Origin of the sequence: Pedobacter insulae (assembly GCF_900113525.1) — a bacterium.
Classification (GTDB): domain Bacteria; phylum Bacteroidota; class Bacteroidia; order Sphingobacteriales; family Sphingobacteriaceae; genus Pedobacter; species Pedobacter insulae.
In genome coordinates this window covers 47,778-66,004 of the sequence record NZ_FOPP01000009.1, presented here as the reverse complement: position 1 = coordinate 66,004, position 18,227 = coordinate 47,778, and the positions used below count along the sequence as shown (strand labels likewise).

Annotated in this window: 19 protein-coding genes; 6 read left to right on the top strand and 13 right to left on the bottom strand. The window is 39.0% G+C overall.

Features of this window, described 5'->3' with window-relative positions:
- Positions 1-11: 11 nt before the first annotated feature.
- The 3 genes from BM207_RS14740 to BM207_RS14730 are packed head-to-tail and all read left to right on the top strand — an operon-like array spanning position 12 to position 3,485.
- Positions 12-842, top strand: coding sequence for a DUF4843 domain-containing protein (locus BM207_RS14740; protein ID WP_090995913.1), 831 nt, complete (start codon positions 12-14; stop codon positions 840-842).
- 21 nt (positions 843-863) lie between these two features.
- On the top strand, positions 864-2,324 hold the full coding sequence (locus BM207_RS14735; protein ID WP_090995910.1) for a PKD-like family lipoprotein: 1,461 nt from the start codon (positions 864-866) through the stop codon (positions 2,322-2,324).
- Between the two features lie 21 nt (positions 2,325-2,345).
- Entirely contained in the window at positions 2,346-3,485 is a 1,140-nt protein-coding gene (locus BM207_RS14730) for a TlpA disulfide reductase family protein (protein ID WP_090995908.1), read from the top strand.
- A gap of 695 nt (positions 3,486-4,180) precedes the next feature.
- Here the strand turns inward: BM207_RS14730 and BM207_RS14725 are convergent.
- The 5 genes from BM207_RS14725 to BM207_RS14705 form a co-directional block, all read right to left on the bottom strand.
- A complete protein-coding gene (locus BM207_RS14725; RefSeq protein ID WP_090995904.1) occupies positions 4,181-5,446 on the bottom strand; it encodes a hypothetical protein in 1,266 nt (421 codons plus the stop codon).
- A gap of 248 nt (positions 5,447-5,694) precedes the next feature.
- Positions 5,695-6,978, bottom strand: coding sequence for an OmpA family protein (locus BM207_RS14720; protein ID WP_090995900.1), 1,284 nt, complete (start codon positions 6,976-6,978; stop codon positions 5,695-5,697).
- 8 nt (positions 6,979-6,986) lie between these two features.
- Positions 6,987-7,727: a hypothetical protein gene (locus BM207_RS14715; protein WP_090995897.1), complete on the bottom strand. Its 741-nt coding sequence runs from the start codon at positions 7,725-7,727 to the stop codon at positions 6,987-6,989.
- A 77-nt stretch (positions 7,728-7,804) separates the two neighbouring features.
- Entirely contained in the window at positions 7,805-8,446 is a 642-nt protein-coding gene (locus BM207_RS14710) for a response regulator (RefSeq protein ID WP_090995894.1), read from the bottom strand.
- Positions 8,447-8,489: 43 nt separating this feature from the next.
- A complete protein-coding gene (locus BM207_RS14705; protein WP_090995891.1) occupies positions 8,490-10,583 on the bottom strand; it encodes an ATP-binding protein in 2,094 nt (697 codons plus the stop codon).
- Between the two features lie 250 nt (positions 10,584-10,833).
- Between BM207_RS14705 and BM207_RS14700 the strand changes: the two genes are divergently transcribed.
- Positions 10,834-11,430 carry a 2'-5' RNA ligase family protein gene (locus tag BM207_RS14700; protein ID WP_090995888.1) on the top strand — a complete coding sequence of 199 codons (597 nt, stop codon included), beginning with the start codon at positions 10,834-10,836 and terminating at the stop codon, positions 11,428-11,430.
- A 297-nt stretch (positions 11,431-11,727) separates the two neighbouring features.
- On the opposite strand, the gene BM207_RS14695 is transcribed toward BM207_RS14700, so the two are convergent.
- From BM207_RS14695 to BM207_RS14685, 3 genes are read right to left on the bottom strand one after another with little or no spacing between them, the layout of a single operon-like run.
- Positions 11,728-11,952, bottom strand: a complete 225-nt coding sequence (locus BM207_RS14695; protein WP_090995885.1) for a hypothetical protein — start codon at positions 11,950-11,952, stop codon at positions 11,728-11,730.
- A 46-nt stretch (positions 11,953-11,998) separates the two neighbouring features.
- Positions 11,999-12,214 (bottom strand): hypothetical protein, encoded by a 216-nt coding sequence (locus BM207_RS14690; protein ID WP_090995883.1) that lies wholly within the window; start codon positions 12,212-12,214, stop codon positions 11,999-12,001.
- 33 nt (positions 12,215-12,247) lie between these two features.
- Entirely contained in the window at positions 12,248-12,718 is a 471-nt protein-coding gene (locus tag BM207_RS14685) for a JAB domain-containing protein (protein ID WP_245768126.1), read from the bottom strand.
- Positions 12,719-12,975: 257 nt separating this feature from the next.
- On the opposite strand from BM207_RS14685, the gene BM207_RS14680 reads away from it, so the two are divergent.
- Positions 12,976-13,221, top strand: a complete 246-nt coding sequence (locus tag BM207_RS14680) for a hypothetical protein (protein ID WP_090995878.1) — start codon at positions 12,976-12,978, stop codon at positions 13,219-13,221.
- On the opposite strand, the gene BM207_RS14675 is transcribed toward BM207_RS14680, so the two are convergent.
- Positions 13,213-13,851, bottom strand: coding sequence for a UPF0758 domain-containing protein (locus tag BM207_RS14675; RefSeq protein WP_090995876.1), 639 nt, complete (start codon positions 13,849-13,851; stop codon positions 13,213-13,215). The two genes, BM207_RS14680 and BM207_RS14675, sit on opposite strands and share 9 nt — an antisense overlap.
- Positions 13,852-14,029: 178 nt before the next feature.
- Between BM207_RS14675 and BM207_RS14670 the strand changes: the two genes are divergently transcribed.
- Entirely contained in the window at positions 14,030-14,425 is a 396-nt protein-coding gene (locus BM207_RS14670; RefSeq protein ID WP_090995873.1) for a hypothetical protein, read from the top strand.
- Between the two features lie 30 nt (positions 14,426-14,455).
- Here the strand turns inward: BM207_RS14670 and BM207_RS14665 are convergent, their stop codons facing one another.
- The 4 genes from BM207_RS14665 to BM207_RS14650 form a co-directional block, all read right to left on the bottom strand.
- Entirely contained in the window at positions 14,456-16,117 is a 1,662-nt protein-coding gene (locus BM207_RS14665; RefSeq protein ID WP_218155060.1) for a DUF2326 domain-containing protein, read from the bottom strand.
- Positions 16,118-16,158: 41 nt separating this feature from the next.
- Positions 16,159-16,386, bottom strand: coding sequence for an ABC-three component system middle component 6 (locus BM207_RS14660; RefSeq protein WP_090995867.1), 228 nt, complete (start codon positions 16,384-16,386; stop codon positions 16,159-16,161).
- Positions 16,373-17,341, bottom strand: coding sequence for an ABC-three component system protein (locus BM207_RS14655; protein ID WP_090995864.1), 969 nt, complete (start codon positions 17,339-17,341; stop codon positions 16,373-16,375). Before BM207_RS14655 ends, BM207_RS14660 begins: the two co-directional genes overlap by 14 nt.
- 137 nt (positions 17,342-17,478) lie before the next feature.
- Positions 17,479-18,213, bottom strand: a complete 735-nt coding sequence (locus BM207_RS14650; protein WP_090995861.1) for a hypothetical protein — start codon at positions 18,211-18,213, stop codon at positions 17,479-17,481.
- Positions 18,214-18,227 lie beyond the last annotated feature (14 nt).

The window sequence follows — 18,227 nt, the reverse complement described above, 5'->3', positions numbered from 1 at the left end:
ACGATAAAAGGATGAAAAAACATATCATACTATTATTCCTTGCAGCGGTTATTTGCTTTAGTTGCAAGAAAGAGACCGAGTTCACTTACAATGCCGAGGACAACATTTACCTTGACTACCCTAACTCAGATACCCTTACCTATTCTTTTTCTACAAAACCAAATATTGAGAAAGACACCGTTTGGATAAATGTAAAAATATCGGGGACAAGAGAAAACCGTGACCGTAAATTCGCTATGTCTGTAGTTTCAAAAACAAGCACCGCTATTAGTGGCGTTCATTTTGAGCCTTTAAAAGAATATTACGTAATGCCAAAAGATTCGGGCACCGTACGTGTTCCGATTATCCTTAAAAACACAGACCCAGCATTGGTTGAAAAATCGGTGAATTTGGCTGTGAAAGTTGATGGAGGGGAAGATTTTAACAGCAACTTACCCGAAGCTAAAAGAACAAAATCAATTATCTTTTCGAACAGATTAGAACAGCCTTCTTGGTGGATGTATTGGGGGCAATTGAGAAACTATAGTCGTACAAAGCATCAGCTATTTCTGATTGTAAACGGTCCGGTAGCATTGGCAGATATGTCTAAACCAGACGCATTCATGGAAATTCCCAGAACACTTTATTATATCGAAAACCTTCGTGTTTTTGTAACCTATCCTTTAACGTGGGTGGCCCAACACGCAGATAGCGGTTACGAAGTAAAGTTGAGAACCGATGGAAGTGGCGACTATGATTTTTACAATACCAATGCGCCGACCAAAAAGTTTCATATCAAATATTTCCCTGCAGCTAACGAATATGTTTTCCTTGATGAAAATGGAAATCAAATCAAAATGTAATTGAATAGAAAAAATTAGAACATGAAAAATTTTTTATTAATAGCTGTTGCCATCCTACTTTTTGCTGCTTGTAAAAAAGATCTTGGCAACTACGATTATCATCCTCCTTCTGAGCCAATAATTGGGCTTTTAAAGGACACGACCATTAATGCAATAGTAGGCGATTCGTTAATCATTCAGCCTAAAATTAGTTTTCCAGATGCTGATCCAGTTAAAGATCTTTCTTTTGAATGGATTATCGATATACAAGAAGAACTACGTAGCGTTACCTATACGGGTTACCCGTTAAAAATGCTGTATAATTTGGGTACAGGAAACAGAGGTGTTAAACTCCAAGTTACCGACAAGCGAAATGGGTTAAGGTATACCATTCCGTTTAAAATTGCAGGAACTACTCAGTTTACCCAGGGTACCATAGTATTAAGTGTAGATAAAGGTGTGACTAAACTATCGTTCATCAGACCCGACCGGTCGGTAATTTCCGATATTTATAACGGCTTAAATGGACAAATTTTGCCCAATAATCCCGTTCAGCTATATTATGCAAAACCACTTCCCTACCAACCCAACAACAGAGAAGAAATTTGGGTGTTGTGTAACGACCCTGCGAAAGAAAGTCCAATTTTAGACGGAGCTACCCTACTGCATCGCAGGCTGTTTACCAGTCAGTTTTTTACCCCCCCGCAAACTATTCAAGTCGGACGTATTGAAGGTATTCAAGACCAGGGGATTGTTGCCCATGGCACGATTAATGGCAAACTTTATCGTGGTGTTTTGTCGACCGCACCATTTGCGCCCGATTACGGGAAGTTTTCTAACTATTCGGACGGCGATTATACTTTGACACCCCATTATTCGATGATTATTGGGAGCGACAACCAAGGTAATTATTCATCCTATTACTTTGGTTTTGACGACAAACACAAGGCGTTTGTCTCTTTCGAATCTCAAGGAGAATTTAGGGGCAGCGACTATGCTGTTGATAACTCAATTGTGCAAACGAATTCATTTGATCCAAAAAATGTTGGCTCGTCAACCATCCTTTATATGAAACCTGCATCAGGTACAAACTATGCATTTTTTAAAGAAGGCAGTGGCACTATTCAAGAATTAAGCTTCCGAATGGCGTTAGACAATTACCAGACAAGAACCATTAGCCCTATCTATAAACGCGTTTTCAAAGGCAGTACATTGGTGAATGCCGACACAAAATGGCAGAAATCTGTGGTAAACGTTTTCTACTTTACTTCGAACGATAAAATTTACAGGTACAATCCTGTGAATGAGGACCTAGTTGCCTTGACCGCAACTTATAATGGCAAAAAGGTAACCATGCTTAAGCTGAGCAACGATGGCACACGGCTTACCGCAGGCTACGACGGTGCTTTGTTAACTTTAGATGTAAGCGTGGGTAAAGATGGAAATATCCTTCAAAGCGTTACGGGCATTCAAGGAGAAGTAATTGACCAAGTGGTTAAATAATTAAAAAATCATAAAACACACATGAAAAGAACATTAATTTGGATCGTCCTGGCAATGCCAATCATGGCATTTGCACAGGGCAAAAACAATACCTTTAGTATTACAGGCAAAGTTGGGACGCTTAACGCCCCAGCCATGGCTTATTTGGAATATACAAATGCGGGTGAAAGCCATCAGGACTCTGTAGCCATTGTAAATGGCAACTTTAAATTCTCCGGAGATATGTCGGGAATTTCTTATGCCAGAATGGCTATTGGCCGAAGTGGAAAAGGCAAAGGTTATTCCATTTATGTAGAGAAAGATGTCATATATCTTTATTTCTCGGCCGATAAGATGGTGCTCAACGCTAAAGACTCCTTGATTAATGCCACCATTACAGGGTCGAAAATCAATGACGAATATATTGCTTACAACAACCTCATAGGGGGCACAATAATGGATTTGACCAAGGCAGTAAATGAGGAGTTTAATAGCCTATCGGAAGACGAAAAAAAGGATTCGCTTATTGTAGCCGACGTGAACGCCCGTTACCTGAAAAAGATTGCGGATCGGAATGCGAAGATGATCAAGTTTGCCAAGGATTTTCCAAACTCCTACTTTGCTGTTGTGGCACTTTCTGAAGGCGCCGGCTCAAAAGTAAACGTAGCAGAAATTAAGCCTATTTTTGATGCCCTTAACCCCTCATTAAAAGCGAATGATATCGGCAAAGAAATTGAGCAAAGGATAAATTCGGTAAATATTACTAAGGTCGGAGCCATGGCTCCAGTGTTTACCCAAAATGACGTAAATGGAAAACCAATCTCCCTGGGAGATTTAAAAGGGAAAACCGTACTCGTTGAGTTTTGGGCAAGCTGGTGTGGACCTTGTCGTGCTGAAAACCCAAACTTGGTGAAACAGTATGAAACGTATAAAAGTAAAGGTTTTGAAATTTTATCGGTATCATTAGACAACGAAAAAGCACTTTGGCTACAGGCTATTAAACAAGATGGACTGAATTGGCTTCACGTATCCGACTTAAAGGGGTGGAACAACGAGGTAGGTCGGCTTTATGGTGTAAGAGCAGTTCCGGCGAGCATTTTAGTGGGACCGGATGGTAAAATCATTGCTAACAATTTACGCGGTGAAAGTTTAAACGATAAACTTGCCGAAATTATGAAGTAACAATTCAATATTAGCCCCAAAAGATTAGTAATCTATTGGGGCTTTTTTTAACTCTTTTTTGCCTTCACGCGTTTCTTTGCTTCCGGGTGATTTTGAAAATATTCCCTCGCTTTTTTTAATCCCGTCGCTATTATTAAACTATGATATACAATTACAGTTTCGCTGCAATAATTCATTACCTTCCTCATTGATACGCTGATTTTCTTCACGGTTCGTATCCTCGTCCTGAGTCGATTCCTTAACCTCTTTTACTTATATAATAACAACGTTGCGGACTTAAAGTTCTACCTGAGAAATCGCCAAGCAGAATTCGCTTTAAAGAACGTTCCACGAAAGGAACTGGTAGCGCAGCTAGAGAATACGATCGTTATGATAGGCCAAACCTTTGATCAAATCTCCGAAGAACAGCTAATGGGAACCTATCCGGGAGAAACACCATTTGGCCATGCATTTAGCCTATCACTTAGGACAAATCAACTATCATCGTCGTTTAGTTGATAAGTGAAGAATGAGGTCTGCAACCGGTTTTAAAGGGAGAGATAACAATTGCAGGAGTAGTTCCAGAACCATATTTTCGATAGCCGCAAATAAAATGCACAAGTATTTTAAAAGTCTGCAAGACATCTACACGGTCGCCATGTTCCCCGAACCCGGAAAGACCAATATGCTATTGATACGGATGAATAGCGATAAGATCACTTGCATGGCCGTTGTATTGACGATTCCCTTATAAATAACTTCATTTTTTCATTTCGTTGCTTGTGGTATTGGTTAGGATATTGGTTATCTATGCCTTTTATTCTTTCTTTCAGATTTTGTTGCTTTCTCAGAAAATCTCTTTGACATTGCAGAAGGCTTTCCAACGATCCATCACCTTGTGCCCGGTTTTGATTAGCGATCCTGGTTTCTAAATCGCATATTTTAATTTTTGTTTTCAGCATTTCTTCATCAATGGCATCTTCAAAGTTTACTTGCAGATTTCCTTCAGCCTGGTCTCGCTGGTATTGAGTGGCTCTCGGGTTTTGTTTTACCTGGTCATATTTTGCTTTGTTTTTTTGCAACGCTTGTTTTTTAAAATCAATTTTTTGTTGTTTAAGTCCCAGGCAGGGACTTTGTGAACGGGTTTTTAGTTCATCCAATGCGGTTTGCTGTCTTTCTATTTTTTCATTTTGAATTGTATACGATTGCTCTTCCATAAATTTGAATATGGTATGGTTAAAACAAGTGGGAACATTTTCCATTTCCATAATAGAAGATTCATAACCATCTTTTTCTATGGCCATAATAATAAACAAGCCTTCTTCTGCATATTGGTAACCAACTCCAAATAAACCCAAATATTTTAAGGGCTGCATGACCAGTTTATTGGGCAGGGTTTTTCCAAACACGTAATATTGTGTTTGCCCGTTTTCATATTGGTACAACCAGGCTTTTATTTTGCCTCCCAAAAACTCCCGGCTGTCGTCTTTTTTATATAAAATACCATTTTCGGCAGCGCTGTGCTCATCCACGCGTCTTGCATTTTTATACCGAAGTTTAGTGTGTACCAATCTGCCCTTTTGCATACGGTTCGAATAGTTAAACAAATCGCCTTTCAGACCAAGAATATTGAACTTGAAATCAGGTAGTCCGGTTAGTATATCGCAAATTCCAGCATTATTTAATTTTAATTCGGAATAACCCACCAACCCTATTTTCGTATTTATAAACATACACGTTTCTACAGGCCCTTTGTTGGACGTTACCTTTATTTTTATTCTCTTATCAAAACAAATTTCATTTACCGAGGGTGGTTCGGGCGAAGGCTCATCGAGAAACTCATTCGTATCTAACAGTACGTCAAAAAAAGGCCGGTGTGCGGGGTTGGTATAAGAGGGGTTCGGCGCTATAACTACCTGGGCCTTCAGTGGCATAAATGAAATCAATAGTCCGAAAAGAATGATACCGTTTTTTATTCGCATATAATTGATTTTTAAAGATCATGAAGCCATCATAAGCATATTCATTGCGACTTGTAAGCTGTATGTTGATGATGGTTTTATTGTTGATAATTTTAGAATGTCACCTTTCTTTACCGCCTTCAAACCGCTCTTGCCGTTCGGATTAGGAAAGCACCTGATTGAAAAATTGTTCGTCTTTCGTTAGTAATCTTACAGCAGGCGCCAGTATCAATAAAATAGCTATGAGGAGAAATTGGATTTTCATGGCGTCAAAGTTTTATAAATTCCACCCTCCTGTTTTTGGCTTTCCCTTCGGGAGTAGTATTAGAGGCTACGGCCAGCGATTCTCCTTTTCCTTCTGTCTGAATTCTGGAAGCAGCTATATTGTATTTATTGATCATATGATTTTTTACCGCCATGGCCCTTTTTTGTGATAACATTTTATTAGCTCCTGCATCTCCATCGCTGTCGGTATGCCCTACGATGAGGATTTTCAATTGGGCATTTTGCTGCATAGCCTCTCCTATTTCTCCTATGACTTCATAGGATGCAGGTTTTATGATGTCTTTATTTACATCAAATAAAATGGCATTGGTAGTAGCACTTCCTGTTTCCATGAGCTGTGTTACCAATGCACTGCGCTTATCGGTTTCTGCTGCTGCAATCTGCACATTACTGATGAGCAGCCCAACCTCTGAAGCAGGTACGGTATAAACATTATTTACGAAAAAATGAGATCGTATGGCAGGTGTTAAAGCCCGTGGCAGATCTATCAGTTTATTGCCATCTAAATAAATTCTGATACGGGTATCATTAACAGCCATGCTTATATGTAATACCTTGTTCACATACCTAGTTAAAGGGAAATCATTTTTATTACCAATGACATCTTTCAGGCCGTATTCTACTGTTTTTGCATCAGCCTCGTTGTATCTTGCAATCGTTACAAAAAATTTTTCGCGGTAGTATAAATCTTCCCGAAGAATATCTTTAACAGGTGTTAATCCAAAATCGATCCTTGGGATGGACAGTGAACCGCGTTGCTGCAAAAACAAATCAAATTCTATGGTATAATTTTTTGGGAGTGTTCCTTTTATTTCCGGGGTTATGATACTGCTATGTTTCACCTCAAGCCACTTCCCATTTATCCCGTTTATCTTTACCACTTCCCCACTTCCGTTGGTATTCCATTTTGCAGGAAAGTCGCCCTCAGGGTCCAACAAAAAATCATCCTGAAACAATATGTTAGTTCCCGCTACAAAGTCTGATGCCTTTTTATTTATATGAGAAGATTGCGTGTTTCGAGCATTACCGTTATTTTCCTCTTCAGTGCGTTGATCTCCTTCCACACCATTCTTTTTTCCTTTCTTTTTAAACAGTTTGCCAATACCTTCCTCTACTTTGTCCAATCCTTTCTCAATTCCTTTCTCAACCTTGGTGTTTGCGCGGTTCTCCGCCGCCTGTTTGGCCTTTTTTTTGGGATCAATTGTTTGCGCGGCTGCCATAATTTGGCAAAACGTCAGAATGATCGTAATGGAAAATAACTTTTTCATGTTGGATTTTATTTTTTTATGTATTCATAGGTGATAATGGATCCTGTATTGGTTGTTCGTTTGACAGGATAACCATCGTTGTTATATTCGTAAGTATAGGTGCTGGTACTTGGGTTTCCGGCTGGAGGTGTTACCGTTACCGTTCCATAGTTATTTACATTTCGGGCAAATCCTGTTTTCGGAATCGAAAGTGAAGGTGCAGGTTTATTATCAAAATCCGAATTTTCTGTGGTAACGATCACTGCCCCTGTCTGGTCGTAAGATTGCTGTTTTGCAATATTTCCTTTGGCGTCTAAGAAATATTCAACATACAAATAAGGTGTCCCGCCGTATGGTGTCTCATAAACGCTTATTTTACCCGGAGTGGTATAAACCCCCTCTGATTTGCTATTAAATGTAGCCAATCCTGCCGAAACGGTATAGGTTTCTATCTTAGAAATCTGCCCGTTACCGTTATAGGAATATACATTCTTAATATCATCTCCTGCTGCATCATAAAGCACTTCCATTACCTGCCCTGAATTGTTATAAGTGTAAATGCCGGAATAGTTATTTACGGGGTTTGTGAACACAACGTCAGCCCTTATTGCTCTGTTATTAGCATCATATTGATAAGTGGTAGTTTGAGAACTTGTGATGCTTTTAGCAAGCAAAGTTGTTTTCGGTTGAGGATTATTACCTTTTTTACAACCTGGGGTTAAAACAAAAAGCAGAGCGATAAAAACTGGAAATGCGGTATGTACTTTCATGGAGAATAGGTTTAGAACCTAAAGTTCCTAGTTATTTTGTTTCCAGGCAATTACACATTTGGGTAATACCGCTATTTTTAATCCAGGAGAATAATTTTGTGCATTATGGCTTTGGCAACAGCTTCGGTGGCACAGCTTACATGTAGCTTGTGGTAAATATTCTGGAGATGTTTTTTTACTGTGTCAATAGTTACACTACACTCGCCTGCTATCATTTTGTAAGAGTGTCCTTTTACTAACCAGGTAAGCACTTCCAGCTCTCTTTTAGTAAGACTGAACTGATGGTTTACTTTTTTGCTTTCCCGGAAAAAGTGTAATACCCTCTGTGCTATAAAAGGGCTCATAGAGGCCCCGCCTTCCATTAACTCATGAAGGGATTGCACAAACTTCAGGGGGTTTGTGCTTTTCAGCAAATACCCATCGGCACCGGCACAAAGGCTATTGAAAATTTTTTCATCGTCTTCAAAAACAGTGTGCATCACAATTTTGATTTCGGGGAACAATTCCTTTATGAGGGTTACCCCGTTAATGCCGCCCATGCCCGGCATATTAATATCCATAATGATTAAATCCGGGTAGTTTTCCCTGATCTGTTCAATAGCATGATCGCAATTACCGAAAGAAGTCTTTACTACAAATCCAGAAGCCTCTGTTAGCAGTGCTTCTAAAGTGTGTCGAAGCCGGTCGTTGTCGTCGTATATGAAAAGGTTATAAGCCATTCTATAAAGATAATACACCTTAACGAAATATAAACTTACCTTTTCAGGTAACAGGAAACAATAAATCTATACGGGTTCCTTTGCCTGGCTGACTTAGTATTTCCATTTCTCCATTTAAGGCTGCCGCCCTGTTATGCAGTGTAGCCATACCATTTCCGTTGTTAGGATTTTTAGTATCAAAGCCAATGCCATCATCCTGGATTTCAAATTTTACATTATTATTGTTTACCACTAATTGTACAAGCACTTTATGTGCCCCTGCATGTTTTACCAGATTGTTGATGGCTTCTTTATAGAAAAGGTAAAAATGTCGCCGTCTATCCATATTCAGAGAAATCCGGTTTACCTCTTCTGAAAAGTTGATTTGGTAATCAATATTCTTAGCATCCATCATATCTGCGGCATATCTTCTCATACGGACTAAAAGATTTTCAATATTGTCGTACCGGGGATTAATGTTCCATACTATATCGTTGATGCTTTCGCTTACGTGCTGTATTTCTTCTCCGGCTTTTACCAGATAGTCATCTAGCTTTGCTGTATTGGCGGCATTGTTTTGAGCCAGTTGGTTTAGCAGGCTGATATTGCTTAGGGAGGATCCGATATCGTCATGCAGATTTTCACTTATATTGTTACGCATAGCAATAATGGAAGCCTGTTGTTCTATTTTCTTTTTTAACTTATAGTGGTTAAACCCAAAAATTGTTAATAGTACAGCCAATGCGGTAAGTCCCAGCAGTAAATTTCGTATGAGGCTTTGGCTTTTAATTTGCTTTTGCTGAATAATTTTTTCTTTTTCTGCAATCAGCAATTTTTGCTGGTTATTGGTGGTCAGCAGTTTTTGTTTTTCCAGTTCGTCCTGTTGCCTAAGCAGGTTTTTCTCCTGCAATTCCTTTGTTTTTAAGAGTAAATTGATTTCATCCTGATTTCGCTCAGCCTCTGCCTTATTTCCTTTGATGATGGCTTTCTGCTTTTCAATTTCCAATTGTCTTATTCTTTCCTGTGTCTGTAACCGGTTTATTTCAAAATCTCTTTTCTCCAAATCAAACCCGGCCTGTAACATTGCAATTTTAGTGCTGGTTTCACTGTTGGTTATACTATCCCTCAGCGAAATATATTTTTTATACTGCTTGAAAGCTTCTTGGAAATTTTGATGTTCTAAGTAAAAATTGGACAGATAATTGTACCCGTTTCGCATCACCACTTTGTTTTGGAGCGACGATGCCAGTGCAATAGATTTATTAAAATATTGAAGCGCATGGGCAGAGTCGCCCAACATATTACTATAAAAAGCTGCAGCAATATAGCGGTTAGCGGCTATACCGTAATTTTTCATTTCCTCGTAAATCGAAATGGCCTTTCGCTCTAAAGCCAAAGCTTCAGGAATTTTTTTTTCCCTGTTTAGCAACAAGGATTTGGTGATGTATGTCTGTGCCAGTCTTTGCTTATCGCCACTTTTTTCGGCAGCCGCCAGGCCCAGATCTATATATTTCTTTGCCAGGGTCATGGAGTCTTTTTGTGCATACATGTTGGCCAGATTGGTGTAAGAAATGGCCAAATCCCTTTGTACGCCTAACTTCTCTCTTATTTGCAAAGCTTTAAACGCATAGATAAACGCTTTTTTATCTTGTTCCAATTGAAAGTAGGCGGTTGACAGATTACTCATAGTTTGCGCCAGACCAACAGAATGATTGCGTTGTTCATAAATCTTCATTGCCAGCAAATAATATTCAACCTGCTCATCCAAGGCACCTGTTTCTCCGCAGGCAAACCCCCAGTCATTATAGATGAGTGCAGTAGTTTCATTGTTTTGCTTTTTGTAATATGTCTGTAATGCTTTTTGATAAAACAAGTTGGCATCAGTAAATTTTTGAACAGCCGATAAATATTTTGCATGCAAAAAATAAACTTTACCTAAGTATTCGGGTTGGTTTACCTTTTGCGCCATACTAAGGGAAAGCGAATCATAATAACGCATTTGCACAAAATCTTCCGCGTTGAAGAGGGAGTCGGCTTTTTTAATATTAAACTCGATAGTTTGAGCAATGTTAACGGTAGCTTGTGCAGAGGAAGATGAAGATTTTAGAATGAAAATAATCGCTATGCCAAAGTATAATATAGAATTGAATAACCTCAAATTGCTCTATTTATACTCCTAAAATATAAAATAAAGTTTACTACAGCAAAAAATTATATAAGTGAAGGCGGGCAAAATGACGACTGCCACTGTTCATCAACGGCAGGATTGTGTGTGCCTCTTCGACTTTTTTCCAGTTCGTTGGCAATAAAAGCTTATCGTCAGCCAAAACCTATACAAGATAGGCGAAACCGTTGATCAGAACAGTTATAGAAAAAATGACTAGGGCACGCATAGATAAAATTCTAAAATCCAACTCAATGAATATCTGCTCATCATTTCACCGGATGAAAATATTAATAAAGAACTGATTGAGATCAAGTGTGAATTCCGGGATAACTATGGCTGTACTCACACAGCCCAATTAAAGCCACATTGCACCCTGCTGAATTTTGCACAATACCAGAACATGGAGAACTACCTCATCAAGAGGTTTGATTCACTCGCCAGATCCTTTTCACCAGTAAAGATCATGCTCGATGGTTTTGGACAATATCCCTTTCACACCATCTATGTTAAAATGGAAGATGATAAAAAGCTCAGCAAAATGGTAAAGGTCATGAGATTGAAACTCAAACCAGTACTAAAAGGATTCGAAATATTCAAAACAACCTATCTGTCAGATCCACATTTGACCATTGCAAGACGCATGACTGAAGCACAATTTAATCAGGCCTGGACAGAATGGGAAAAAAGAAAATTCAGTTCGAGCTTTAACACATCCAATATTCTGCTGCTTAAAAGATCCGTTAATGAAATCGACTTTCAGCCACAAGGGAATTACAAAGTAGTAAAGCATTTCGAACTTACGGGTCAGGAAGAAAAAGAACAGCTTACCTTGTTCTGAAAACAAAAATCCCGCTCTACTTATCGTAAAGCGGGATTTGTAGCCCAAGAGTTACAAATGTTGAACTCTTTCAAGGACGATTTAATGCTTTTGGCTGCTATTGGAGATGATCCATTAGCTTGAACCGTAATGCAAATATAGGAATTAGAATAGGATTTCCTAAAGTGCTTTTGCAATTTCAGGAAATCCGTTTTTAACTTGCTCAATATCAATTTGAAAAATTATCCGACAACATCTAAAAATGAAAAGCCAGCAGGTAAAAATCTGCTGGCTTTGAAAGTTTAAAAATAGCTATTGTTATAATCTCATAAGCACAGTAATCGCTCCAAAAACTATCAGCAACAATCCAAAAAGATTAAAAAGCCGCTCAAATAACCGGATAGTTACAGCTGTTAAATAGCTGGAGAATACTTCTATACCAGCAACATTCCTACGGTTAAACTTTCGCCTTCCGATAAGGTAACGCATAAGCAGACCAATTGAAATCAGTATCAGTCCATTTGTATCTAAATTTGAAAACATAGGTTTATGTAAAAAGGGGATTTCTCCCCGTAAAAAAATCAATTAATTATCTGCGGAATTTAAACAACCTTGTTCCCCGCTTTTTCAGGTAACTGGCCGTATAGCCGTTATCTTCAATGATGCTTCTTACTAGTTTCTCCGCTACATTAGCCGTGTGCAAATCACCTGGGTTCATCTGCATATCTTCAAGATTATAAAAATGCTTCAGGGCTTTAGCTAGCTCAAACAGAGCTTTTTCCTCGGTTTTTTCTGTACAACACATATTAGGATAGATTAAGTGAATAGGATTTGAATTTTAAATGATGCCTTCATCGGCAAAAGAATAGAAGCCGCAGTGCTTGGTCAGGATGATGTGGTCAAGCAACTGCAAGTCCAGTAATTTACCCACCTCTACCAATCTTCTGGTTAGCATTAAATCGGCTTCACTTGGTTTCAGGCCTCCACTGGGGTGGTTATGACATAAGATAATCCCAGTACATAAGCTCTTTAAAGCCACTGAAAAAACCAGTTTCGGATCAATTACAGTCCCAGTCATTCCCCCGCTTGACACCTCTTTAATTCCAATTACTCTATTGGAACGGTTCAGCAAAAGCATATAGCACTGCTCGGTCATCTCGATAATGTCGTGATTCCAGTTCTCATAAAAGATGTCATATGCGTGTTGTGATGTAGTGACCTGTGGCCGCTCAGATGCTTTAAATTTAGGCTGATAGCTCACTTTGATCTCTGAAATGGAAAAAAAAGGGTTTTGGGTTTGCACGCTCATAATGAAGAAAAATAAAAGGTTAAAAAATCTGTTAACTCTTCTTCCTTGTCCCTGTCCTAACAGCGCTTTTTTCCAAAGAAAAAAGGACAAAAAAGAAAGCAACAGAAGGGATGGCTAGGCAGAAAATGGGGCGGAATAAGTCCCGAAGGGTGGTTCGCAGAACCATTAAGAGCCGCCCCTTCTGCCGCCATCAACCTTCGCTTTCCTTTTTTGCCCTTTTTCTTAAAAAGCTCATCCTCTTTCTCCGTCATTAAAACTTGTCTCTAAAAGGGTCAAAGGGAAGCCGCAAGTGCATATTTTATGCATTTGCGGGAGCGGCTGGAAAAGCGGGAGAAGAAATGAAGTGGAGCGAAGCGCACAAAATGGATGATCCGGTATTTCCAGCCTGGGCAGCTACAGCGCCCAAAACACACAACAGAAGTAAAATAAACCCGGTTGAAAAACGGGGCTACCGCGACAGAAGAACCACAGCAGCACCTTTCCGAAAAAGAAAACTAGCCTAAAGCCGGACGTATTACAGCACCGCCACTAACACGCATTTTGCGAACTGGAGAAACATTCAACATCGGGTACATACGTTTCGCAAGCTCCATCGCTGCCAGAATGGAACTCGACTTGGCAACACCCATCCCCGCAAAACCACAAAAGTCATCCAGAGACATATCTGACAGCTTCAATAAATCACCTCCAACACTATCCAAAATACGCCCCGCTAGATCAACTGCCGTTTCATTGGGCGTACCCGAACCGATCAACATCGCTAAAAGTTCCGCATTGCTCATCTCTTCCCTGCCATGCACCAACATTTTTTCACGAGGGCGCAATTCAGGCTCCCAACTTTTGATGCCAGTAGTACGCCTATCCTTGTTTGTTCGGTACAAATCCTTAACCCGAACATCCTGTTCACCGTGGTATGCCGCACTCCTGAAAAGCGAAGACATGCAACCGATAAGTATGTGAAAATCCTCTTCAAAAACCCGCACACACTGTTTGGTATAGGTACCGTCAGGCTGCGAATCACTACGGGTAATGCAGATATAATTGCTATTGTTCTTTGCAATCCTGAAATCTAAAAAGTAGTGCTTGTTACCACAAGAGAAGTTTTCTGAAGCTAAAATGTTATTATTTTTCATAGGGCTTAAGATTAAGTACAACCCAAAGTTGAAGCACTAGCAGATGATTATCCGGTATTATCTTCACTTACCTGATCTTAATTTTTGACTAAGCGATCCTAAAAAAAAATTACCCGATCCTAAAACTTTTCACGCGATAAATCCGTTGTTAACCTAACCAAACTTAAAACCAAAATCAATGAGTGAAGCAACAGAAATCCGCTATTGCAGGCAATGTGAGAAACAACTTTATGGTAGGCTAGACCAGGTTTATTGTAATGACTATTGCCGGAACACCTTTAACAAGCAAAAGGCAATACGCGAAAGGGTCGAGCCACATCCCAACCAAAAGGCCATCTTTAAGATCATTCAGCGGAACTATGAAATTCTAATGAAACTTTACCCCAAACCTATACACCCGAATCGGTATGAGCGCACCAGTAAGATCTGGATGCCAAGAGATTTTAGACCAGAATTTTTCACTGGCATCCGGCGTATTGATTCACAAATATGGTATGTGTGTTTTGACAGAGGCTGGCAATTAGTTGGTGGTGAATACCAAATGAAAGACTTTCCTGAAAAAGCATATATTTAAACAGCACACTTACACCGATCTGAAGCTTTATTAAAAATTTTCGATCCTAAACAGCTTGTCTGAATCTGAAAGTTTCACCACAAAATAATCTTCGTTATTCAATTCGTCCGGCAGCTTATCCTTCAAAATTGAAGCAACAAACTGAATATTATTACGGTTTACGAAGTCTGCAATTTTAACCAACTGGTTATCATGCATAAGTTCCTTTTTGTCGTTTAAAAGAAAATGCAAGGTTGGCAACCCTTCGGCATCCGCAAACATAATATAAGCAATGTCGAAGCAGGAAATTTCTCCTTGCTTTTTGCCCGAGCTCAGGTTCGTATTAAAGGCATTAAACTTATATAACCGCTGACCTTTTTTATTGGTGACAATATCATATTTAAGAGCATATTGCTCTCCATATAGTTCATTAGAAATCGCAGCAAAGTACTTATTGAACTTTCGCAACTGATCCTTAACCGTTTGCTCAAAGGAATCGGAAAAAAGTTCATCATCAATCTCCTTAAGCTGTCCGTCATACTCCTTGATATTACTTTCGACTTCTGTTAGAAGTTGGATGATGTTCTCATATTCACCCTTCTTTTGGAATTTCTCGTTCAACTGGATAATCACCGCCTCTAACTCTTCAAACGAATCGCTTTTGGCAATAATAATCGCCAGTTTCTTTTCATCCGCGAGCAAACGCTTTAACATTGCCTCCTTGTGCTGTATGTCTTGTTGGATTACGGGAAGTTCCTTGGAAATGAAATCAATTTTCTGACTGATCATCTGGTTATGGTACTCAACCAAATCTTCAAAGGTTTTTTGTAAATTGTCAATCTGGTTACTTGCCTGCTGATAAATCAAGCGGAGCTGTTGAAGATCGATGCTTGAAGCTGTTGTTTTCAATTCCGCCTCAGTTTCCTCAATAAGTTCCCTTCTAATGTTTAACCTACTTATTTCCTGGCTGGCCTTATTGATCTGATACTTTAACTGGTTAAGGTTTTGAAGGTCTGATTCAAAGTCTTCATTAATGTTAAGATTGGACTTCTTAATATTTAGCGCCTCAATGTCATTATTGATCAGGCCGAGCGTAGCTTCATATGCCGTGCGTGTCTGATTTTTTTCAAGTCTTGATTTATAGGTTTCTTCCTGTTTTAACTTCGCAAGAATCTCCTGTTTTGTATTTCCACGGGAAAATTCGCAACCAAGCAGATACAGGTAAAGCGTTTCATATTCGGCGTCTGTTGTATACCCGTCCAGCGTTTTAAGGGTATTATTGATACTCTCGTCTCTCCACCTGATATTGTGTGAGATAACCTGCCGAAAGGTCGGCTTAGCCATTGTCTGGTTGGGAAAAAGCAAAGCCAACAGCTTTAATTCAAACTCAGTCTCGGTATAGTCTTCATTGTTAATCCGCCGAATGATCTCCTTTCTTGCAAGAAAATTCCGCTGTATCACGATCTGTTCTGCATTTTCGTCATCAAGATCAGTCGTTAGCACTAGGGTCACCAAAACCTTATTATCAATCAAAAAATCCTTTACCAGTTTATAATCCTGCTTTTTATTCTCCCCATCCTGATAAATATGTTTTGGGTTACCGCCCAGGCAAAAATCGATCAACTTCAAAACTGTTGTTTTACCAACGCTATTTCCAGTGATACCTTCATTGGTTTCATCCACAATCAGGTTGATTCCCTTATGAAAATACAATTCCCTGAGAACCTTATGTTCGCTGGTTATAGTGAGCTCCTTTAAGAACATAGCTCCACCTCTCCCTGCGTATTGATCTGTGCAGCGCTAATTAAAAACAACCAGTCAAGACATAGTATAAACATAGAATAGGCCATGTTCTTAATCAATTTTACGTTTTGGTAAAGTTCTATATAGGTCTGTAGAGGCTTCTGTTGTAGCACCTGCAACACATACGCACCATTGAAGTATACGGTATTTTCGGGATGTATGTTATCAGGCAGTAGCATAATTATAATTCTCAGGGTTTTCAAAAATCTTGCAACGGATGAAAGTATCCACTACCAATATATTTACACTCAATTCTAACTCGTCTATTGGGATTTCCTCATAATTCGCACTATCTTGGATCTTTGCGACCACTTTATCAATAACTGCAAAAAACAAATCATCATCATTAATAACTCCTTTTTGCTGAATATATTCTTTCCGAATAGAACTTAAAACAGCATTACTCTTGTTCTTACCGAAAGCATCAAACTCAGCATACTTGCTGTCCACCCGTCCATAATGAATCTTATAATCGTCGATAATCAGTTTCGCACGAGCCAGTTTATTGAATGTTATTTTTCTCTCTATTTCAAAACTGTTGATCTGGGTAAGCTGACTGAGGTCATTCCAATCTTCCTTTGAAAGAATATTTATGATCGCCGCTAAGTTAGAGTCTAGTTTCTTAATATCAACCTCAGTACCTAACTCTGCTTTTATGAAACTATATATATCCTTCTGACTAACGATATCAAGACCGACAACAAAATTTAAAACGGAGTTCACGTCATAAATATCCTGAGCGGGATTAAACACTAAACTATGCGGATTTTTGAAAACCTGCTTTCTTAAGTCGGCACCATCTTTTGCTATAGAAATAAATTTAAAGCTATATCCGCGGTACTTGCTAAGGATATCCTTTGATAATGAAGATTCAACCTTCGCTTTGGTACAGGTCGCCGAAACCTGAAAAATAATCTTATTGGCATGATCAATAAGGTCGATGGCTTCCACATTCTGTTGAATAGCATTCATGTTCTCTAATTCCCAACCATACAGCTTATTGAAAAAATGCAGATAGAAATTTTCCGAATGCAGATGAAAGTCAAGAATGTTCAATTTACCTCTGCCAATAATACGCAAAGCCAAAAGATTCAATCTTTCATCCACATAGTTGTAATAAACAGACCTGTTCATAGACTATAAGTATTTGATAGAATGGACATTTGAGATTTGCGCAGCATTTTTGTAAGTTTGGATGAAGGTAATGAACTTCTGATTAATATTCGTAACAATTTTTCAGGCGTTTTCCGAGCCACTAAACAGGTAGAGAACTAATTCTTTTTCGGAGCTTGGGGATTATTAATATGCCTTTTAAACCAGGAAAAACTTTTGGTGTAAACGGGCATAGCGGTATCATAAATATCATTATAAGCGATCTTAATTCTGAGGTCGCCCAATAGATTGCGTAGCCTATCTCTGTGATTTATAAAAGAAACGTCTGAAAGCTCACCTTCCAGCCTCAGCAGATTGCGTTTTTCTCCCTCCCTCAGAACAAGATTATCTTGGTTACCAGTATAATTTCCATACTGGCAAGGTAGTGATTCGATCCAATCGAAAACACCAGATTTTTCCTGATTGGTCTTTTCATTTTCAATAAGGTACTTGGTAATTATCATCGGGCCTAGTCCCTTGTTATGGAGCGCGATGGTGATCGAAGTATCTTTATCCATAAAGCTTACGTTTATCAGCGGTCTCTTCTCCCGCTCTTGCTTTTTTAGCAGAGTCTGGTTGTGACGATTAGAAACAAATCCAAGTGTAAAGGTAAGGATCGCACCAGTCAATGCAATTACCGGACTTAATGTCCCACTTAAATAGATGCCAAATTGTGACCAGTCGATATTTTTGCTAGAAAGGCCACCAGACTTAAATTTGCTCATGTAAACCAGCGCGGGCGAGAATGCCAAAATAAGAAGCGTAATAACCGCAATCCAAAACCATGCTTTTTTTGTTAATTCATTTTCTGATCCTTTACTAGGATCGCTAGTTGATTTTGTGGTGTTTTTCATCCGACAGTGTTAAT

Bases quoted from the DNA above. Each gene is read 5' to 3' on its own strand.
- BM207_RS14660 (WP_090995867.1), bottom strand. From the start codon at position 16,386: ATGCTACTGCCTGATAACATACATCCCGAAAATACCGTATACTTCAAT.
- BM207_RS14685 (WP_245768126.1), bottom strand. From the start codon at position 12,718: ATGAGCGTGCAAACCCAAAACCCTTTTTTTTCCATTTCAGAGATCAAA.
- BM207_RS14735 (WP_090995910.1), top strand. From the start codon at position 864: ATGAAAAATTTTTTATTAATAGCTGTTGCCATCCTACTTTTTGCTGCT.
- BM207_RS14725 (WP_090995904.1), bottom strand. From the start codon at position 5,446: ATGCGAATAAAAAACGGTATCATTCTTTTCGGACTATTGATTTCATTT.
- BM207_RS14730 (WP_090995908.1), top strand. From the start codon at position 2,346: ATGAAAAGAACATTAATTTGGATCGTCCTGGCAATGCCAATCATGGCA.
- BM207_RS14715 (WP_090995897.1), bottom strand. From the start codon at position 7,727: ATGAAAGTACATACCGCATTTCCAGTTTTTATCGCTCTGCTTTTTGTT.
- BM207_RS14650 (WP_090995861.1), bottom strand. From the start codon at position 18,213: ATGAAAAACACCACAAAATCAACTAGCGATCCTAGTAAAGGATCAGAA.
- BM207_RS14740 (WP_090995913.1), top strand. From the start codon at position 12: ATGAAAAAACATATCATACTATTATTCCTTGCAGCGGTTATTTGCTTT.
- BM207_RS14675 (WP_090995876.1), bottom strand. From the start codon at position 13,851: ATGAAAAATAATAACATTTTAGCTTCAGAAAACTTCTCTTGTGGTAAC.
- BM207_RS14655 (WP_090995864.1), bottom strand. From the start codon at position 17,341: ATGAACAGGTCTGTTTATTACAACTATGTGGATGAAAGATTGAATCTT.
- BM207_RS14690 (WP_090995883.1), bottom strand. From the start codon at position 12,214: ATGTGTTGTACAGAAAAAACCGAGGAAAAAGCTCTGTTTGAGCTAGCT.
- BM207_RS14695 (WP_090995885.1), bottom strand. From the start codon at position 11,952: ATGTTTTCAAATTTAGATACAAATGGACTGATACTGATTTCAATTGGT.
- BM207_RS14720 (WP_090995900.1), bottom strand. From the start codon at position 6,978: ATGAAAAAGTTATTTTCCATTACGATCATTCTGACGTTTTGCCAAATT.
- BM207_RS14710 (WP_090995894.1), bottom strand. From the start codon at position 8,446: ATGGCTTATAACCTTTTCATATACGACGACAACGACCGGCTTCGACAC.
- BM207_RS14670 (WP_090995873.1), top strand. From the start codon at position 14,030: ATGAGTGAAGCAACAGAAATCCGCTATTGCAGGCAATGTGAGAAACAA.